Raw genomic sequence first — 16789 nt, 5'->3', positions numbered from 1 at the left:
ACGGCTTCAGGCCTTTATGCAATCGACGGTATAGACCCGCCCCTGCTCGCGGGTCTCGTGCTGCAGACCATGCACGTCGGCGACAAAACCCGGAAAACCGGTGTCAAAGGCTGCCGCAAAGGCCAGGTAATCAATGATCGCGTGCGTTGCCTCGGTGAAGCGCTCGCCGGGCATGATCAGTGGAATGCCGGGGGGATACGGCACCAGCATCACCGCACAAATGCGCCCCAGCAATTGGTCGATGGGTACCGCTTCCACCTCCCCGCGCACCAGCTTGTCGTAGGCATCGGCAGGCTTCATCACCACCTCCGGCAAACGGGTGAACAAGCGCTTCAACTGCTTGGCGGTGGCGTTACTGCGGTAGCAGGCGTGCAGTTGATCACACAGGTCACGTAGCCCCAGGCCCTGGTAACGCACCGGGTCCAATTGCGCGACACAGGGCAGGCAGTCGAGCAGGTCGGTGTTGGCGTCATAGCTGCGCTTGAACTCCAGAAGCTCGGTCAGCAAGGTGCTCCACTTGCCCTTGGTGATGCCCATCGAGAACAACACCAGGAAGGTGTAGAGCCCGGTCTTCTCCACCACCAGCCCCCGCTCCCAGAGAAACTTGCTGACCACCGCGGCCGGAATGCCGTGCTCACTCAAGGCACCGCCAGCGTTGAGGCCGGGCATCACCAGGGTGACCTTGATCGGATCGAGCAGCACGTAGTCATCACCGACATCCCCAAAACCATGCCACTCGGCCTGCGGCTGCAGCAGCCAGTCCTGGGTGCGCACCTGGTGTGCGCCTTCGACCTGAGGTGGCTGCCAGATACTGAACCACCAGTCATCGCCTGCAAGGTGCTCGCGCAACTTGGCCATGGCTCGACGAAAACCCAGCGCCTCATCGAACATTTCCTGCAGCAGCGAACGGCCAGCCGGTCCCTCCATCATCGCCGACGCCACATCCAGCGAGGCCAGGATGCTGTACTGCGGTGACGTGGAGATATGCATCATGAAGGCTTCGTTGAAACGGTCGCGGTCCAGTTGCCGGGCACCGCCGTCCTGCACATGAATCATCGAGGCCTGGCTGAAGGCCGCCAGCAGCTTGTGGGTGGAGTGGGTGCTGAACACCAGGGGGCTGTCGGCGCTGCGTGAGGTGCCCATGGCAAATCGACCGGCGAAGAACTCGTGAAAAGCCGCATAGGCATACCAGGCCTCATCGAAATGCAGCACCTCGACGCTATTGCCGAGCGTCTGCTTGATCAGCTCGGCGTTGTAGCACAGGCCGTCGTAGGTCGAGTTGGTCACCACCGCCAGCTTGACCTTGGCGATGCGCCCCTTGGCCAAGGGGTTGCCAGCGATCTTGGCGCGAATGGATTCGGGGCTGAACTCGCTCAGGGGGATCGGCCCGATGATGCCCAGCTCGTTGCGCTCCGGGCACAGGTACAAGGGGATGGAGCCGGTCATGATGATCGCGTGGACCACCGACTTGTGGCAGTTGCGGTCCACCAGCACCAGATCATCGCGCCCGACCATGGAGTGCCAGACGATCTTGTTGGCGGTTGAGGTACCGTTGATCACGAAGAAGGTGTGATCGGCAGCAAAATTCCTTGCCGCCCGGGCTTCGGCTGCCGCCAGCGGGCCGGTGTGGTCCAGCAGCGAGCCCAGTTCGGGCACCGACACCGACAGGTCCGAGCGCAAGGTGTTCTCACCAAAGAACTGATGGAACGCCAGGCCCACCGGGCTTTTGCGATAGGCCACGCCGCCGCCATGTCCCGGCGTATGCCAGGAGTAGTTGGATTGCGCGGTGTGCTGCACCAGTGCCTTGAAGAAGGGCGGCAGCAGCCCATCCAGGTAGGTATGCGCTGCACGCGCCACCTGGCGGGCCAGGAAGGGCACCGTGTCCTCGAACAGGTAAAGGATGCCGCGCAGCTGGTTCAGCTCGCTCATGACCTCGGCAGGGGCGTTTTCCAGTGTCACTTGCTCGCCCAGCGCGAAGATCGGCAAATGCGGCGCACGCCGCCGCGCCAGGCGAATCAGGTCGACCAGGTTATGCAAGAGGTGGGGGTTTTCTTCGGCGCCTTCGGCGGCGATCAGCATGCAGGCCAGGCCGTGATGGCTGGAGACTACCTGCCGGCCTTCGGCGTAGTCGGTGGCGGCAAGAATGGTGAAGCCGTCCTGGGCCAGTTCCTGGGCGATACCGCGTACACGCTCGCCGGCTACCGTATCGGCCTTGATATCGCGGTGAACGATCAGGACAGGAAACTTGAGGTCCTTGTACATGAGGGGGCGCCTGCTCCGAATGACGGGTCGGTCATTTCAGGGTAGAAGCTGGCTGCCCCCCGTGCGCGGCGTTTGCCTCAGTTGGCCTCGGACAGTTGCTGCCACAGTGCCGGGCCACCGGTCGATTTGGCCACCGCTTCCAGGCGTGCTACGTGGGCTTCCAGTTCCTGCTCGGTAGCGTGGATGATCCGCCCCGGCTGGCGACCCACAAGGCGGCGGATTTCGCTGCCGCGGTTGTCTCCACCGTTTTCCTCGCCATCAGCCCCCTGCCCGGCCAGAGACAAGCTGGTCTGGCCACCGGTCATGTTCAGGTAAACGTCGGCCAGCAGTTCCGAGTCGAGCAAGGCGCCGTGCAGATCACGACCGGAGTTGTCGACGCCATAGCGTTTGCACAAGGCATCGAGGCTGTTGCGCTGCCCCGGATGACGACCACGGGCCATGACCAGGGTGTCGAGGATGGTGCAGTGCTGGGAGATATCAGCGCGATCAGTTTGACCGACCAGGGCGAATTCGTTGTTGATGAAGCCAACGTCGAACGCCGCGTTGTGGATGATCAGTTGGGCGCCCTGAATGAAGTCGAAGAACTCATCGGCGACTTCGGCGAAGCGGGGCTTGTCGATCAGGAAGGCGTCGGTGATGCCGTGAACGCCAATGGCGCCCTCGTCACTTTCGCGATCCGGCTGCAGGTAGACGTGAAAGTGCCGCCCGGTGAGGCGCCTGCCGATCAGCTCGACACAGCCGATCTCGATGATCCGGTGGCCGTCGGTGACCGGCATACCGGTGGTTTCGGTGTCCAAGACGACCGACCTGTTGTTCTGAATCTCCACGCCGGTGGTCTCCTGTTGCGTACAGCGGTCTGGTGAAAGCCGGGCATTCTACCTCAGCGTGATGCAGGTGTGCGTTTCAGCGGCCGCGCAGCTCTTCGACGCCGCGGTTGGCCAACTGGTCGGCACGCTCGTTGCCGTGATGGCCCACATGCCCACGCACCCACTTCCAGCTCACCTTGTGGCGATTGACCTGTTCATCGAGCAGTTGCCAGAGATCGGCGTTCTTGACAGGCTCCTTGGCAGCCGTCTTCCAACCGCGCTTCTTCCAGTTGACCATCCACTCGGTGATGCCCTTCATCACATACTGCGAGTCGGTGACCAGCAACACCTCGCACTCGCGCTTGAGCGCTTCGAGCCCCTTGATCGCGGCCATCAGCTCCATGCGATTGTTGGTGGTGTTGGGCTCGCCGCCCCACAACTCTTTCTCGACGCCCTTGCACACCATCAGCACACCCCAGCCGCCAGGGCCAGGATTGCCCTTGCAGGCACCATCGGTAAAGATTTCGACGCTATCGCTCATGTACAGCCTTTTTAACAGTGGGGACACCCGCGCCCAAGGGGCGCGGGTTCAAGGTTCGGAATGGCGCCGGTTGACCTTGGCCATCGGCAATGGCAGCAGTTTGCCCATGGGCTCACGGCGCTCCAGGCGCAGTGGCCGCAAGCCGACCACCATCTTGCGCGCCACCAGCAGGTAGACGCCGCCGCCGGCGCCCTGCCAGCCACCGGCAACCCGCTCCCAGCCGGCCAGGCGCTGTTGCCAGGCGGGGGACGCGAGCGGCGGACGATAGCACCCGAAGCGGCGTTTCTCCAGCGCAAAGCCCAACAGGTTAAGCCAGTCGCCGACCCGCGAAGGGGAAATGCAGCGGGCCTTGCGCAAGGCGTCGTGGGCGAACACGCGACGCACGCCCCAACTGCTCCAGGGGTTGATCCCGATGATCAGCAGATGCCCGCCCGGTCGGACGCTGCTGGCCGCTTCGCGCAACAGCCCGTGAGGCGACAGGCTGAAGTCCAGGCCGTGCTGGAGCACCACCACATCGGCCGCATGCTCACTCAACGGCCAGGCCTGTTCTTCGCAGACAATCTCGACGCCCGGCAACGGTGCGCCCAGGCGCACGTTGCGTTGCACCTGCGGGGCCTTGGGTGGTGCTTCGGCGCAAGGGCCGTAGTGCACCAGGTAACCCCCGAAGTAGCGCCCCAGTTCTTCTTCGAGCAAGCGTTGTTCTTCGTGAAGCATCAACTGCCCCAGGGGGCCGGCGAACCAGTCGCGGGCCAGGCTGATCAGCTCCAGCCACTGCGGATCGGCCTGGGCAAAGGCTTGATCGGTCATTGCAGTCTCCCTTGAAGGTTCTCGACAGCGTGCATAGCTACTAAGATGCACCCATGTCCAACGTTTGGCGAATCGCACCATGATACAGATCGATGCCCTGCCCGCTTTCACCGATAACTACATCTGGTTGTTACAGGATTCTGCCAACCAGCGCTGTGCGGTGGTCGACCCGGGCGAAGCGGCGCCGGTGCTGGCCTGGCTCAAAGGCCATCCGGGGTGGCAACTGAGCGACATTCTTGTCACCCATCACCACCATGACCACGTGGGTGGTGTCGAGCAGCTCAAGGCAGCCACGGGGGCCAGGGTGTGCGGCCCGGCCCACGAGCGCATTCCAGGCCGCGACGTGGCCCTGGACGACAACGCCAGCGTGCGCGCTCTGGGCCTGGATTTCCAGATCATTGCAGTCCCCGGGCACACCCTCGGGCACATTGCCTATTACTGCGGGCAAACAGCCACGCCCCTGCTGTTCTGCGGCGACACCCTGTTTGCCGCCGGTTGCGGCCGTCTGTTCGAGGGTACGCCCGAGCAGATGCACCATTCCCTGGAGCGCCTGGCAGCGTTGCCCGCCCAGACCCTGGTGTACTGCACCCACGAATACACCCTCAGCAACCTGCGTTTTGCCAAGGCCGTGGAGCCTGAAAACCAGCACATTGCCCAACGCTTCGACGACGTTACCCAATTACGCGCCCACGATCGCATCACGTTGCCATCAACCCTGGCCCTGGAAAAACTCACCAATCCCTTCCTGCGTACTGCCGAAACATCCGTTAAAGAAAAATTAGACGAACGGAACGGCCCGATAAACCCCACGCCGAGTGCTGTTTTTGCTGGGTTGAGGGCTTGGAAGGACAGGTTCTAAACAGCCCCTGCTAGGACCCCGAAGTTCTGAAAGGTTGACCACAGGGGGGCTGCTTTCTAGAATCGCCCGACATTTTTGCCCGGAACTTTGTCCCCGCCAATGTCGTCGACTAGCCGCAGAACCTTCAATTCCGTCGCCCTGACGCGCCTGGCCCAAGCCAGTGCGCTGGCCCTGGCCGCCACCCTCGTGGGCTGCCAGAGCACCCGTCAGATCGACGAATCCGAGAGCGTTCGCGCGCACAACTACCAGGCGCGGATGAAGCAAAAACCGGTGTTCATTCCGGTCCAGCAAGCCGAGCAAGCGCCCCAGGATGTCTGGGAACGCATGCGCCAGGGCTTCGCCCTGCAAGACGACATGGCCGTCAACCCACGCATCGAACAGCAACGCCTGTGGTTCGCCAGCAACCCCTCCTTCCTGGAGAACGCCGGCGACCGCGGCAGCCTGTACATCCATTACATCGTCGAGCGTCTCGAAGAGCGCAACATGCCGCTGGAGCTGGCCCTGCTGCCAGCCATCGAAAGCGCCTACAACCCGATGGCCTATTCGCGGGCCCATGCAGTGGGGTTGTGGCAGTTCATCCCGTCCACCGGCCGCTACTTCAACCTGCGCCAGACTCGCTTCTATGATGGCCGACGCGACATTACCGCCTCGACCAACGCAGCACTGAACTACCTGACCCGCCTGCACGACATGTTCAACGGCGACTGGCTGCTGGCCCTCGCGGCGTATAACGCCGGCGAAGGCACGGTCAGCCGGGCCATCGAGCGCAATGAAAGGCTCGGCCTGCCAACCGACTACTGGAACCTGCCGCTGCCCCAGGAAACCCGCGACTACGTGCCAAAGCTGCTGGCCCTTTCGCAGGTGGTCATGACGCCACAAGCCTATGGCGTCAACCTCAACCCCATTGCCAACGAGCCCTACTTCGAGGCCGTCGCGATCAAGGACCGCCTGGACCTGTCGCGGGTCGCTGCCCTGGCCGAGATCGACGAAGACGAGCTGTTCCAGCTCAACCCGGCGTTCAAGAAGCGCATGACCGTCGACGGCCCCCAGCAACTGCTGGTACCTACCGCCAAGGCGCAGCTGCTGACCGCCAGCCTGTCGAACATGAAGCCTGAAGAGCTGCTGTCGCTGCAGCCGAAAAAGGCCGTGTTCGAGGCCGCCCTGGCCGAGGCCTCGGTACCCCAGGCAACCCGCAACAGCCGCTACCGGGTCAAGCGTGGCGACAGCCTGGGCGCAATCGCCAAGGCCAACAAGGTCAGCGTCAAGGACCTGCAACGCTGGAACAAACTTTCCGGTCACAGCCTCAAGGCTGGCCAGACCCTGGTGATGCAAGGCGCCCAGCCAGTTCAGGGCAAGAACGCGAAAAAGCCGACTCAGTACAAGGTCCGCAAGGGCGACTCCCTGTACCTGGTCGCCAAGCGTTTCAACGTTGAGATGCAGCACCTCAAGCGCTGGAATCCACGCAGCGGCCACGCCCTCAAGCCGGGCCAGACCCTGACGGTCTACGTACCGCATTGAGCACCCGGCGCCAGCCGATAGCTGGCGCGGCATCACGCATCCTGACGGCCTCTTTTTCCAGCCGATACAAGCTGTTACTGTAGCCGGAATAAAGCCCAAGCCGCCTGGATCGGATCGCCGACTTGATACGTCCCCTCCTGTTGCTGTCATTCAGCCTGGCCTTGAGCTTTCCCGCGGGCGCGACAATCACCGAAAGCCACGGTTACGCCCAATTCGGCACGCTCAAGTATCCAGCCAAATTCACCCACTTCGACTGGGTCAATCCGCAAGCGCCCAAGGGCGGCACCTTGCGTGCCATGGCTTTCGGCACCTTCGATACCCTCAACCCCTACACCTTCAAGGGTTCAAGCCCGGTCACCACCCCTAACTTCTTGCAGTACGGGGTAAACGAGCTCAACGAAACCCTTATGGTCGGTACCGGCCAGTACGACCCCTCAGGCGATGAACCCACCTCCAGCTACGGCCTGATCGCAGGCTCCGTCGAGTACAGTGACGACCGCAGCTGGGTGGTGTTCAACCTGCGCCCTGAAGCCCGCTTTCATGACGGCCATCCGATCACCGCCAACGATGTGGCGTTCTCGTACCGCACCCTGCTCAAGGAAGGTCACCCGATCTACCGCACCAATCTGCAGGAAGTGCAGCGGGTCGACATCCTGAATTCGCGCCGCATCCGTTTTGTCTTCAAGCGCGCCGGCAATCCATTGCTGATCCTGCGCCTGGGTGAAATGCCGGTGCTGCCGGCACATTACTGGAAGGGTCGTGACTTCAAGGCCACCACCTTCGAGCCGCCCCTGGGCAGCGGCCCCTACCACATCACCCAGGTCCAGCCCGGCCGCCGACTGGTGTTTGAGCGGGTCAAGGACTACTGGGGCAAGGACCTGGCCGTGAACCGCGGCAAGTACAACGTTGCCCGGGTCGAGTACGAGTTCTATCGCGACGCCGCCGTGGCTTTTGAAGCCTTCAAGGCTGGCGAGTTCGATATCTACATCGAGCACCAGGCCAAGAACTGGGCCAACGGCTACAACTTCCCGGCCGTGCGGCGCGGCGAGGTGATCAAGGCGCAGATCCCGCACAAGATCCCGACCCAGACCCAGGGTTTGTTCATGAACAGCCGCCGCGCGGCCTTCAGCGATGCGCGGGTACGCCAGGCCTTGAGCCTGATGCTGGATTTCGAGTGGACCAACCGCGCCCTGTTCAGCAGCGCCTACCGTCGCGCCAGCAGCTATTACCCCAACAGCGAGTTTGCTGCCAGCGGCCTGCCGGTGGGTAAAGAGTGGCTCCTGCTTGCCCCCTATCGCGAGCAGTTGCCCGCCGCCCTGTTCACCGAGCCCTACAAGGTCAGCCACACCGATGGACGCGGCATCAACCGCCAGACCCTGCGCCAGGCGCTGAATCTGCTGGCTCAGGCAGGCTGGAAACTGAACGGCCAGCGCCTGCTCGACAGCCACGGCAAACCCTTGAAGCTTGAATTGCTGCTGGTGAATCCGAACCTTGAACGGATTCTGCAACCTTATGTCGAAAATCTCTCCAGCATCGGCATCGAAGCGCGCTTGCGCACGGTAGACCGGGCCCAGTACAAACAGCGCCTGGACCACTTCGACTTCGACATGATTCTGATGACCCTGAACCAGACGCTCAGCCCCGGGCTTGAACAATGGCTGTACTTTCACTCAAGCCAGGCCACGACCAAGGGAAGCAAGAACTATGCTGGCGTGAAGGACCCGGTGGTCGACCACTTGCTCGACACCCTGCTGGCCGCCCAAAGCCGCGATGAACAAGTGGCAGCGGCCCGCGCCCTGGACCGGGTATTGCTCTGGCACTACTACATGATCCCCAACTGGTACCTGGACAATCACCGCCTGGCCTACCGCAACCGGTTCGCCTTCGTCACCACGCCGCCCTATACCCTGGGGCTCAATAGCTGGTGGATAAAGCCTTCGGAGAAAGCCCAATGATGTCACTGCAAAGCCTTCGCCTGAAGGCCTGCGCCTTGCTGCTGGCCTGCTTCAGTGCCCAGGCGCTGGCCGCCCCGCAACATGCCCTGACGCTTTACGACGAGGCCCCGAAGTACCCGGCCAACTTCAAGCACTTCGACTACGTCAACCCGGAGGCGCCCAAGGGGGGCACCTTCCGCCAGGCCGGCTTTGGCGGTTTCGACAGCCTCAACCCCTTCATCAACAAGGGTGTGCCGGCTGATGACATCTCGCTGATCTACGACACACTGATGACCCAGAGCCTGGATGAGCCGTTCACCGAATACGGCCTGGTCGCCGGCAAGATCGAGAAGGCGCCGGACAACAGCTGGGTGCGCTTCTATCTGCGCCCCGAAGCCCGTTTTCACGATGGCCACCCGATTCACGCCGAAGACGTGGTGTTCACCTTCAACACCCTGATCAAGAGCGGCGCGCCGTTGTTTCGCAACTATTACGCCGACGTTGCCGAAGTCATCGCCGAAGACCCGCAGCGCGTACTGTTCAAGTTCAAGCACAACAACAATCGCGAGTTGCCATTGATCCTCGGCCAGTTGCCGGTACTGCCCAAGCACTGGTGGGAAAGCCGCGAGTTCACCAAGGGCAACCTGGAAATCCCGCTGGGCAGCGGCCCCTACAAGGTGGCCGACGTCAAGGCCGGGCGCTCGATCCGCTACGAGCGGGTCAAGGACTACTGGGGCAAGGACCTGGCGGTCAACCGGGGTTTCTATAACTTCGACGTCATGACCACCGACTACTACCGCGACAGCGGCGTGGCACTGGAGGCATTGAAAGCCGGCCAGTTCGACTATCGCCTGGAAACCGCGGCCAAGAGCTGGGCCACCGCCTATGACGTGCCCGCCGTGCGGCAAAAGCGCCTGATCCTTGAAGAGCTGCCCAACGGAAACCCGACCGGCATGCAGGGCTTTGTCTACAACATCCGCCGCCCCGTGTTCCAGGATGTACGTGTGCGCGAGGCGCTCAGCCTGCTGCTGGACTTCGAGTGGACCAACAAGCAACTGTTCAATGGCGCCTACACCCGCACCGGCAGCTACTTTGAAAACTCGGAAATGGCCGCCCGGGGGCTGCCGGATGCGGCAGAGCTGAAAATCCTCGAACCGTTTCGCGGCAAGATTCCCGAGCAGGTGTTCACCCAGGCCTTTGCCAATCCGGTCACCGATGGCAGCGGCATGATTCGCGAACAACAACGCAAGGCCTACAAACTGCTGCAGGACGCCGGCTGGCGCATCGTCGACGACAAGATGGTCGACACCCAGGGCAAACCGGTATCCATTGAATTCCTGCTGGCCCAGACCGAGTTCGAGCGCGTCCTGCTGCCCTTCAAGCGCAACCTGGCCGACCTTGGCATCGACCTGGTGATTCGCCGGGTCGACGTCTCCCAGTACATCAATCGCCTGCGCTCGCGCGACTTCGACATGATTGTCGGTGGCTACCCTCAATCCAACTCGCCTGGCAACGAGCAGCGCGAGTTCTGGCAGAGCGCTGCAGCCGACAACCCCGGCAGCCGCAACTTCATCGGCTTGAAGGACCCAGCCATCGACAGCCTGGTCGACGGCCTGATCAACGCCGACTCTCGGCAGAGCCTGATCGAGTACTGCCGCGCCCTGGACCGGGTACTGCAATGGGGCTACTACGTGATCCCCAACTGGCACATCAAGACGTGGCGCGTGGCGTACTGGAACCATATCGGCCACCCGGAGGTATCGCCCAAGTACGACATCGGCATCAATACCTGGTGGATAAAGCCTGACGTCCAACCCGCCGTGCCCGTGGCACCTGCGCCCGAAGCGCCACCTGCCGAAGGGGCACACTAGGATGCTGGCCTATATCTTTCGCCGCTTGCTGCTGATCATCCCGACGCTGCTGGGCATCCTGGTCATCAACTTCGTGATTATCCAGGCCGCCCCGGGTGGTCCGGTCGAGCAGATGATCGCCAAACTTGAGGGCTTCGAGGGCGCCACCAGCCGCATCGCCGGCAGCGGTGCCGAAGTGTCGGTAGCGGGTTCCAACTATCGGGGCGCCCAGGGACTGGACCCGGCCCTGATCAAGGAAATCGAAAAAATGTACGGCTTCGACAAGTCGGCGCCGGAACGCTTGTGGATCATGATCAAGAACTACGCCCGGCTGGACTTTGGCGACAGCTTTTTCCGCGATGCCAAGGTCATCGACCTGATCATCGAGAAAATGCCGGTGTCGATTTCCCTGGGGCTGTGGAGCACCCTGATCATGTACCTGGTCTCGATTCCCCTGGGGATCGCCAAGGCCACCCGCCACGGCAGCCACTTCGACGTCTGGACCAGCTCGGCAATCATCATCGGCTATGCCATCCCGGCGTTCCTGTTCGCGATCCTGCTGATCGTGCTGTTCGCCGGCGGCAGTTACCTCGACTGGTTCCCCTTGCGCGGCCTGACCTCTAACAACTTCGATGAACTGAGCACCACCGGCAAGATCTTCGACTACTTCTGGCACCTGGTCCTCCCGGTGACAGCCCTGGTGATCGGCAACTTCGCCACCATGACCTTGCTGACCAAGAACAGCTTCCTCGACGAGATCAACAAGCAATACGTGGTCACTGCCAAGGCCAAGGGGCTGAGCCCGAACCGGGTGCTCTACGGTCATGTGTTTCGCAACGCCATGCTGTTGGTGATCGCCGGTTTCCCTTCGGCCTTCATTGGCATCTTCTTTACCGGCTCCCTGCTGATCGAGGTGATCTTCTCCCTCGACGGCCTGGGCCTGATGAGCTTCGAGGCAGCCATCAACCGCGACTACCCGGTGGTCTTCGGCACTTTGTTCATCTTCACCCTGCTGGGGCTGGTGGTGAAGCTGATCGGCGACCTGACCTACACCCTGGTCGATCCACGCATCGACTTCGCCAGCCGGGAGAACTGAGATGAACCTGTCCCCTCTCAATCGGCGGCGCTTCGAGCGCTTCAAGGCCAACCGCCGCGGCTGGTGGTCACTGTGGCTGTTCCTGATCCTGTTCGGCCTGAGCCTGGGCGCCGAGTTGATCGCCAACGACAAACCGCTTGCCGTTCGCTATGACGGTGAGTGGTATTTCCCAGCACTCAAGCGCTACCCGGAAACCACCTTCGGCGGTGAGTTCCCCCTGGAAGCCAACTACAAGAGCCCCTATATCCGCGAACTGCTGGCCGCCAAGGACAGCTGGGTCCTGTGGGCACCGATCCCGTTCAGCTACCAGAGCATCAACTACGACCTCAAGGTCCCTGCCCCCGCACCGCCTTCGGCGCAGAACTGGCTGGGCACCGACGATCAGGGCCGCGACGTGCTGGCGCGGGTGATCTACGGCTTTCGCATCTCGGTGCTGTTCGCCCTGACCCTGACCATCCTCAGCTCGATCATCGGCGTGCTTGCCGGCGCGCTGCAGGGATTCTACGGCGGCTGGGTGGACCTGGCCGGGCAGCGCTTCCTGGAGATCTGGTCCGGCTTGCCGGTGCTGTACCTGCTGATCATCCTCGCAAGCTTCGTCCAGCCCAACTTCTGGTGGTTGCTGGGCATCATGCTGCTGTTCTCCTGGATGAGCCTGGTGGACGTGGTACGCGCCGAGTTCCTGCGCGGGCGCAATCTTGAATACGTGCGCGCCGCACGCGCCCTGGGCATGCAGGATGGGCCGATCATGTTCCGCCACATCCTGCCCAACGCCATGATCTCGACCATGACCTTCATGCCGTTCATCCTCACCGGCGCCATCGGCACCTTGACTGCCCTGGACTTCCTTGGCTTTGGCCTGCCACCTGGCGCACCGTCCCTGGGTGAGCTGGTCGCCCAGGGCAAGTCCAACCTCCAGGCACCCTGGCTGGGCATCAGCGCCTTTGCCGTGCTGGCCCTGATGCTCAGCTTGCTGGTGTTCATCGGCGAGTCTGCCCGCGACGCCTTCGACCCGAGGAAATGACATGAGCAACGAAACCTTGATCGAAGTGCGCGACCTGGCCGTCGAGTTCGTGACCGGCGAGCAGGTCCAGCGCGTGGTCGAAGGCATCAGCTTCGACATTCGCCGCGGCGAGACCCTGGCCCTGGTCGGCGAGAGCGGCTCGGGCAAGTCGGTCACTGCCCACTCGATCCTGCGCCTGCTGCCCTACCCCCTGGCCCGGCACCCGTCCGGCAGCATTCATTACGAAGGCAAGGACTTACTGACCCTGGACGAAAAACAGATGCGCCGCATTCGTGGCAACCGCATCGCGATGATCTTCCAGGAGCCGATGACCTCGCTGAACCCGCTGCACAACATCGAGAAGCAGATCAACGAGATCCTGCTGCTGCACAAGGGCCTGCGTGGCAAGGCGGCCACTGAGCGCACCCTGGAGCTGCTTGACCTGGTAGGCATCCCTGAGCCACACAAACGCCTCAAAGCCCTGCCACACGAGCTCTCAGGCGGCCAGCGCCAGCGTGTCATGATCGCCATGGCCCTGGCCAACGAACCTGAGCTGCTGATCGCCGACGAACCGACCACCGCCCTGGACGTGACCGTCCAGCTGAAGATCCTCGAACTGCTCAAGTCGCTCCAAGCGCGCCTGGGGATGGCCCTGCTGCTGATCAGCCATGACCTCAACCTGGTCAAGCGCGTTGCCCATCGGGTCTGCGTCATGCAGCGCGGCTGCATCGTCGAGCAAGCCGACTGCGCTACCTTGTTCAAAAGCCCGAAGCACGCCTACACGCAGATGCTGCTCGGCGCCGAGCCCAGCGGTGGCCCGGCCGACAACCCCGCCGGCAAACCCATGCTGGAAGTCAACGACCTGCGCGTGTGGTTTCCGATCAAGAAAGGCCTGTTGCGGCGCACGGTCGATCACGTCAAGGCGGTCGATGGCATCAACTTCAGCCTGCCCCAGGGCCAAACCCTGGGGATCGTGGGCGAAAGCGGCTCAGGCAAGTCCACCCTCGGCCTGGCCATCCTTCGCCTGCTTGGCAGCCAGGGCGACATCCGCTTCCAGGGCACCGCGCTCCAAGGCCTGAGCCAGCAGCAAGTGCGGCCGCTACGGCGGCAGATGCAGGTGGTTTTCCAGGACCCGTTCGGTAGCCTCAGCCCGCGCATGTGCGTCAGCGACATTGTTGGCGAAGGGCTGCGCATCCATCGCATCGGCACTGCGGCGGAGCAGGAACAGGCCATTATTGCCGCCCTGCATGAAGTGGGGCTCGACCCCCAGGCCCGCCACCGTTATCCCCACGAGTTCTCCGGCGGCCAGCGCCAGCGCATCGCCATTGCCCGGGCACTGGTACTCAAGCCGGCACTGATCCTGCTCGACGAGCCCACTTCGGCGCTGGACCGTACCGTGCAGCGCCAGGTGGTCGAGCTGCTGCGCTCATTGCAGACCAAGTACAACCTGACCTACTTGTTCATCAGCCACGACCTGGCGGTGGTCAAGGCACTGAGTCATCAACTGATGGTGGTCAAGCAAGGCAAGGTGGTGGAGCAAGGCGCGGCGGCAGACATCTTTGCCGCCCCGCAACACACCTATACCCGGCAGCTCCTGGAGGCTGCTTTCCTGGCGCCGACGCCACGGTAGGAGCGGGCTTGCCCCGCGATAATCGGAGGCATCCGGCCTGTCCATCGCGAGGCCAGCTCGCCTCCTGCAGAAACAAAAAAGGCCGCTTGCGCGGCCTTTTCTGTTTAAAGCGACAGTCCTCAGTAGCGAGTGATGTCTGCCTTGGCTTCCAACTGCTTGCGGTACGCGGCGAAGTCTTGCTGGCCAGCACGGGAAGCGAGGTACTGGCGATAATTCACCTTCTCTTCTTCAGTGGCTGCAGCACCTTCGTTCACGCCGTTCAGACGCAATACCACCAGGCTGCCATCCTTGAGCGTAACGCTGCTGTAGACGGGCTTTTCCTTGGCTTCAGGCTTGCCCATGCGGAACAGTGCCTGCAGCTCGACCGGATCAATACCTTCCTGGCTGCGCGAGACCGCTTCCTGGACCTTCCAGCTCTGGCCTTCCTGGGTAGCGGCCAGCGGGATGCTGCCGTCACGCAGGCCTGCGATCAGTGCGTCAGCCTTGGCTTTCACCGCGGCGGTTGCCTGCTCCTGGGCCAAGTGCTTGCGAATGCTGTCGGACACCACGTCCAGGCTCAGTTGCTCCGGCTTGCGGTGCTCCTTGACGCGCAGCACGACAATCGTTTCCGGGTCCAGCTCGATAGCGGTGCTGTTGGCACCCTCTTCCAGTACTTCAGTGCTGAACGCGGCCTGGATCACGGCACGGTTGGCAGTGATGCCTTCGCCGCCTTCACGACCGAACGCTGGTGCGGTTTGCACTTTCAGGTTTAGCTCCTGAGCCGGCTGAGCCAGGTCGGAAGCTTCAAACGCGGCGTCTTCGAGCTGCTTGGTCACTTCGACAAAACGCTGTTCGACCTGCTGGGTCTTGAGTTCGCGAGTCAGCTTGTCTTTCAGGCTGGCGAAGGTCGGCACTTCAGGCGCCTGAACGTCGAGCAGCTTGATCAGGTGGTAGCCATATTCGGTACGCACCGGTGCCGAGACCTGATCCTTGTTCAGCGCGTACAGCGCTTCTTCAAAGGCAGGATCGTAGACGCCCTGACCGGCGAAACCGAGGTCACCACCGCTGTTGGCCGAACCCGGGTCCTGGGAGAGTTCCTTGGCCAGCGTGGCGAAGTCTTCACCCTTGGCCAGGCGCTGCTGGATTTCTTCAGCTTTTGCCTTGGCCTGGGCATCGTTCACCTTGTCATTGACTTCGATGAGGATGTGAGCGGCATGGCGCTGCTCGGCAAGGTTGGCGATCTCTTTCTCGTACAGCGCCTTGAGCGCGTCTTCGTCAACTTTGACCTGATCGAAGAATGCAGACTTCTTCAGCTCTATGTAGTCGATGACGACCTGATCAGGGCTCATGAATTCCTTGGCGTGCTGATCGTAGTGCGCCTTGATCTGCTCGTCGGTGACCTTGACTGCGGCTGGATCGGCCTTGAAGGTCAGCGAAGCGAAATCACGGGTCTGCTTTTCAAGGCGAGCAAAGGCATTGACCTCGTCATCGGTGACAAAACCGCTGCCGGCGACGCCTGCACGCAGTTGGCCGATGAGCATTTCCTGGGCCAGCATTTCGCGGAACTGCAGACGGCCGTAGCCCATCTGGCGAATGACCTGGTCGAAACGCTCGGCGCTGAACTTGCCGTCTACCTGGAACTCAGGCGTTTGCAGGATCAGTTGGTCGAGTGCGGCTTCGGAGAAAGCAAACTTGGCGTCTTTGGCGCCCTGGAGCAGCAACTTGCGGTCGATCAGCCCCTTGAGTGCGGCTTCGCGCAGCAGCTTCTCGTCGAGCAGCGCCGGATCGAAATCCCGGCCCAGCTGTTGCATCAGCTGCCGACGTTGCATGTCGACGGCCTGGCTCAGCTCATTCTGGCTGATGGTGTCCCCATTGACCTTGGCAGCATCCTGGCTGTTGGTGGTGGCCTGGAAGATGGCATCGAAGCCGGTCAGCGCCATCAAGGCTACGATGACACCGATGATGGTCTTGGCAATCCAACCTTGTGAATTGTCCCTGATATTCTGCAGCATGCGTCCCCCAGAAACGGTTGTACTGAATAAAACAACCGTGGAGCGTGGGTAGAGTCCTGATAGAAGAAAGGCGCATCCGAGGATGCGCCTTCTCGTAACCAGCTAAACATCAGGTGCCTTTGGGCGCGTCCTGATGTTCAGCAGCCAAGCCAGGCAAGGTGCCTGGCCCGGTTAGGCGTAAGCCTGAAGGAAGCGACTTAGTTGACGGCTTCTTTCAGTGCCTTGCCAGCCTTGAAGCCTGGCTTCTTGGCAGCAGGGATTTCCAGAGTCTTGCCGGTTTGCGGGTTGCGGCCGGTGCGAGCTGGGCGATCGGTGACGGAGAAGGTACCGAAACCTACCAGTACCACGGAATCACCTGCCTTCAGGGCGCCGGTGACGGATTCGATTACTGCGTCCAGCGCCTTACCGGCGCTAGCTTTCGAAATATCAGCAGATGCGGCGATAGCGTCAATCAGTTCCGACTTGTTCACTCTAAGTCCCCTTATCTCTATTGAG

At 62.0% G+C, this 16789-nt stretch carries 13 protein-coding genes; 7 read left to right on the top strand and 6 right to left on the bottom strand.

Annotation, left to right across the window (positions count from 1 at the left end):
* Window positions 1-6 precede the first annotated feature (6 nt).
* From U9R80_RS08995 to U9R80_RS08980, 4 genes are all read right to left on the bottom strand, one after another.
* Complete coding sequence (locus U9R80_RS08995) at window positions 7-2262, bottom strand: Orn/Lys/Arg decarboxylase N-terminal domain-containing protein (protein WP_301842686.1); 2256 nt, start codon at window positions 2260-2262, stop codon at window positions 7-9.
* 77 nt (window positions 2263-2339) lie between these two features.
* Window positions 2340-3038 carry a DNA polymerase III subunit epsilon gene (dnaQ, locus tag U9R80_RS08990; protein ID WP_324805204.1) on the bottom strand — a complete coding sequence of 233 codons (699 nt, stop codon included), beginning with the start codon at window positions 3036-3038 and terminating at the stop codon, window positions 2340-2342.
* 127 nt (window positions 3039-3165) lie between these two features.
* Window positions 3166-3609 carry a ribonuclease HI gene (gene rnhA / locus U9R80_RS08985; protein ID WP_028945291.1) on the bottom strand — a complete coding sequence of 148 codons (444 nt, stop codon included), beginning with the start codon at window positions 3607-3609 and terminating at the stop codon, window positions 3166-3168.
* A 48-nt stretch (window positions 3610-3657) separates the two neighbouring features.
* Entirely contained in the window at window positions 3658-4416 is a 759-nt protein-coding gene (locus U9R80_RS08980) for a methyltransferase domain-containing protein (RefSeq protein ID WP_274118407.1), read from the bottom strand.
* Between the two features lie 79 nt (window positions 4417-4495).
* Between U9R80_RS08980 and gloB the strand changes: the two genes are divergently transcribed.
* The 7 genes from gloB (at window position 4496) to U9R80_RS08945 (ending at window position 14303) form a co-directional block, all read left to right on the top strand.
* Window positions 4496-5275 (top strand): hydroxyacylglutathione hydrolase, encoded by a 780-nt coding sequence (gloB, locus tag U9R80_RS08975; RefSeq protein ID WP_301842683.1) that lies wholly within the window; start codon window positions 4496-4498, stop codon window positions 5273-5275.
* A 99-nt stretch (window positions 5276-5374) separates the two neighbouring features.
* Window positions 5375-6793 carry a transglycosylase SLT domain-containing protein gene (locus tag U9R80_RS08970; RefSeq protein WP_301842681.1) on the top strand — a complete coding sequence of 473 codons (1419 nt, stop codon included), beginning with the start codon at window positions 5375-5377 and terminating at the stop codon, window positions 6791-6793.
* 122 nt (window positions 6794-6915) lie between these two features.
* Complete coding sequence (locus U9R80_RS08965) at window positions 6916-8748, top strand: extracellular solute-binding protein (protein WP_301842680.1); 1833 nt, start codon at window positions 6916-6918, stop codon at window positions 8746-8748.
* A complete protein-coding gene (locus tag U9R80_RS08960) occupies window positions 8745-10598 on the top strand; it encodes an extracellular solute-binding protein (RefSeq protein WP_301842679.1) in 1854 nt (617 codons plus the stop codon). The genes U9R80_RS08965 and U9R80_RS08960 overlap by 4 nt, the downstream gene beginning before the upstream one ends.
* Before the next feature lies 1 nt (window position 10599).
* Window positions 10600-11673, top strand: a complete 1074-nt coding sequence (locus tag U9R80_RS08955) for a microcin C ABC transporter permease YejB (protein ID WP_301842678.1) — start codon at window positions 10600-10602, stop codon at window positions 11671-11673.
* Window position 11674: 1 nt separating this feature from the next.
* A complete protein-coding gene (locus U9R80_RS08950; protein ID WP_301842676.1) occupies window positions 11675-12694 on the top strand; it encodes an ABC transporter permease in 1020 nt (339 codons plus the stop codon).
* A gap of 1 nt (window position 12695) precedes the next feature.
* Entirely contained in the window at window positions 12696-14303 is a 1608-nt protein-coding gene (locus U9R80_RS08945; protein ID WP_301842674.1) for an ABC transporter ATP-binding protein, read from the top strand.
* A gap of 119 nt (window positions 14304-14422) precedes the next feature.
* On the opposite strand, the gene U9R80_RS08940 is transcribed toward U9R80_RS08945, so the two are convergent.
* Window positions 14423-16294: a SurA N-terminal domain-containing protein gene (locus U9R80_RS08940; protein WP_301842672.1), complete on the bottom strand. Its 1872-nt coding sequence runs from the start codon at window positions 16292-16294 to the stop codon at window positions 14423-14425.
* Between the two features lie 197 nt (window positions 16295-16491).
* Window positions 16492-16764: an HU family DNA-binding protein gene (locus U9R80_RS08935; protein WP_010224366.1), complete on the bottom strand. Its 273-nt coding sequence runs from the start codon at window positions 16762-16764 to the stop codon at window positions 16492-16494.
* Between the last annotated feature and the right edge of the window lie 25 nt (window positions 16765-16789).

The organism is Pseudomonas sp. JQ170C, assembly GCF_035581345.1.
Taxonomy (GTDB): domain Bacteria; phylum Pseudomonadota; class Gammaproteobacteria; order Pseudomonadales; family Pseudomonadaceae; genus Aquipseudomonas.
Note: the sequence above shows the minus strand (reverse complement) of the source record. Positions and strands in the feature narration are given on the sequence as shown.

Bases quoted from the DNA above. Each gene is read 5' to 3' on its own strand.
- U9R80_RS08995 (WP_301842686.1), bottom strand. From the start codon at position 2,262: ATGTACAAGGACCTCAAGTTTCCTGTCCTGATCGTTCACCGCGATATC.
- dnaQ (WP_324805204.1), bottom strand. From the start codon at position 3,038: ATGCCGGTCACCGACGGCCACCGGATCATCGAGATCGGCTGTGTCGAG.
- rnhA (WP_028945291.1), bottom strand. From the start codon at position 3,609: ATGAGCGATAGCGTCGAAATCTTTACCGATGGTGCCTGCAAGGGCAAT.
- U9R80_RS08980 (WP_274118407.1), bottom strand. From the start codon at position 4,416: ATGACCGATCAAGCCTTTGCCCAGGCCGATCCGCAGTGGCTGGAGCTG.
- gloB (WP_301842683.1), top strand. From the start codon at position 4,496: ATGATACAGATCGATGCCCTGCCCGCTTTCACCGATAACTACATCTGG.
- U9R80_RS08970 (WP_301842681.1), top strand. From the start codon at position 5,375: ATGTCGTCGACTAGCCGCAGAACCTTCAATTCCGTCGCCCTGACGCGC.
- U9R80_RS08960 (WP_301842679.1), top strand. From the start codon at position 8,745: ATGATGTCACTGCAAAGCCTTCGCCTGAAGGCCTGCGCCTTGCTGCTG.
- U9R80_RS08955 (WP_301842678.1), top strand. From the start codon at position 10,600: ATGCTGGCCTATATCTTTCGCCGCTTGCTGCTGATCATCCCGACGCTG.
- U9R80_RS08950 (WP_301842676.1), top strand. From the start codon at position 11,675: ATGAACCTGTCCCCTCTCAATCGGCGGCGCTTCGAGCGCTTCAAGGCC.
- U9R80_RS08945 (WP_301842674.1), top strand. From the start codon at position 12,696: ATGAGCAACGAAACCTTGATCGAAGTGCGCGACCTGGCCGTCGAGTTC.
- U9R80_RS08940 (WP_301842672.1), bottom strand. From the start codon at position 16,294: ATGCTGCAGAATATCAGGGACAATTCACAAGGTTGGATTGCCAAGACC.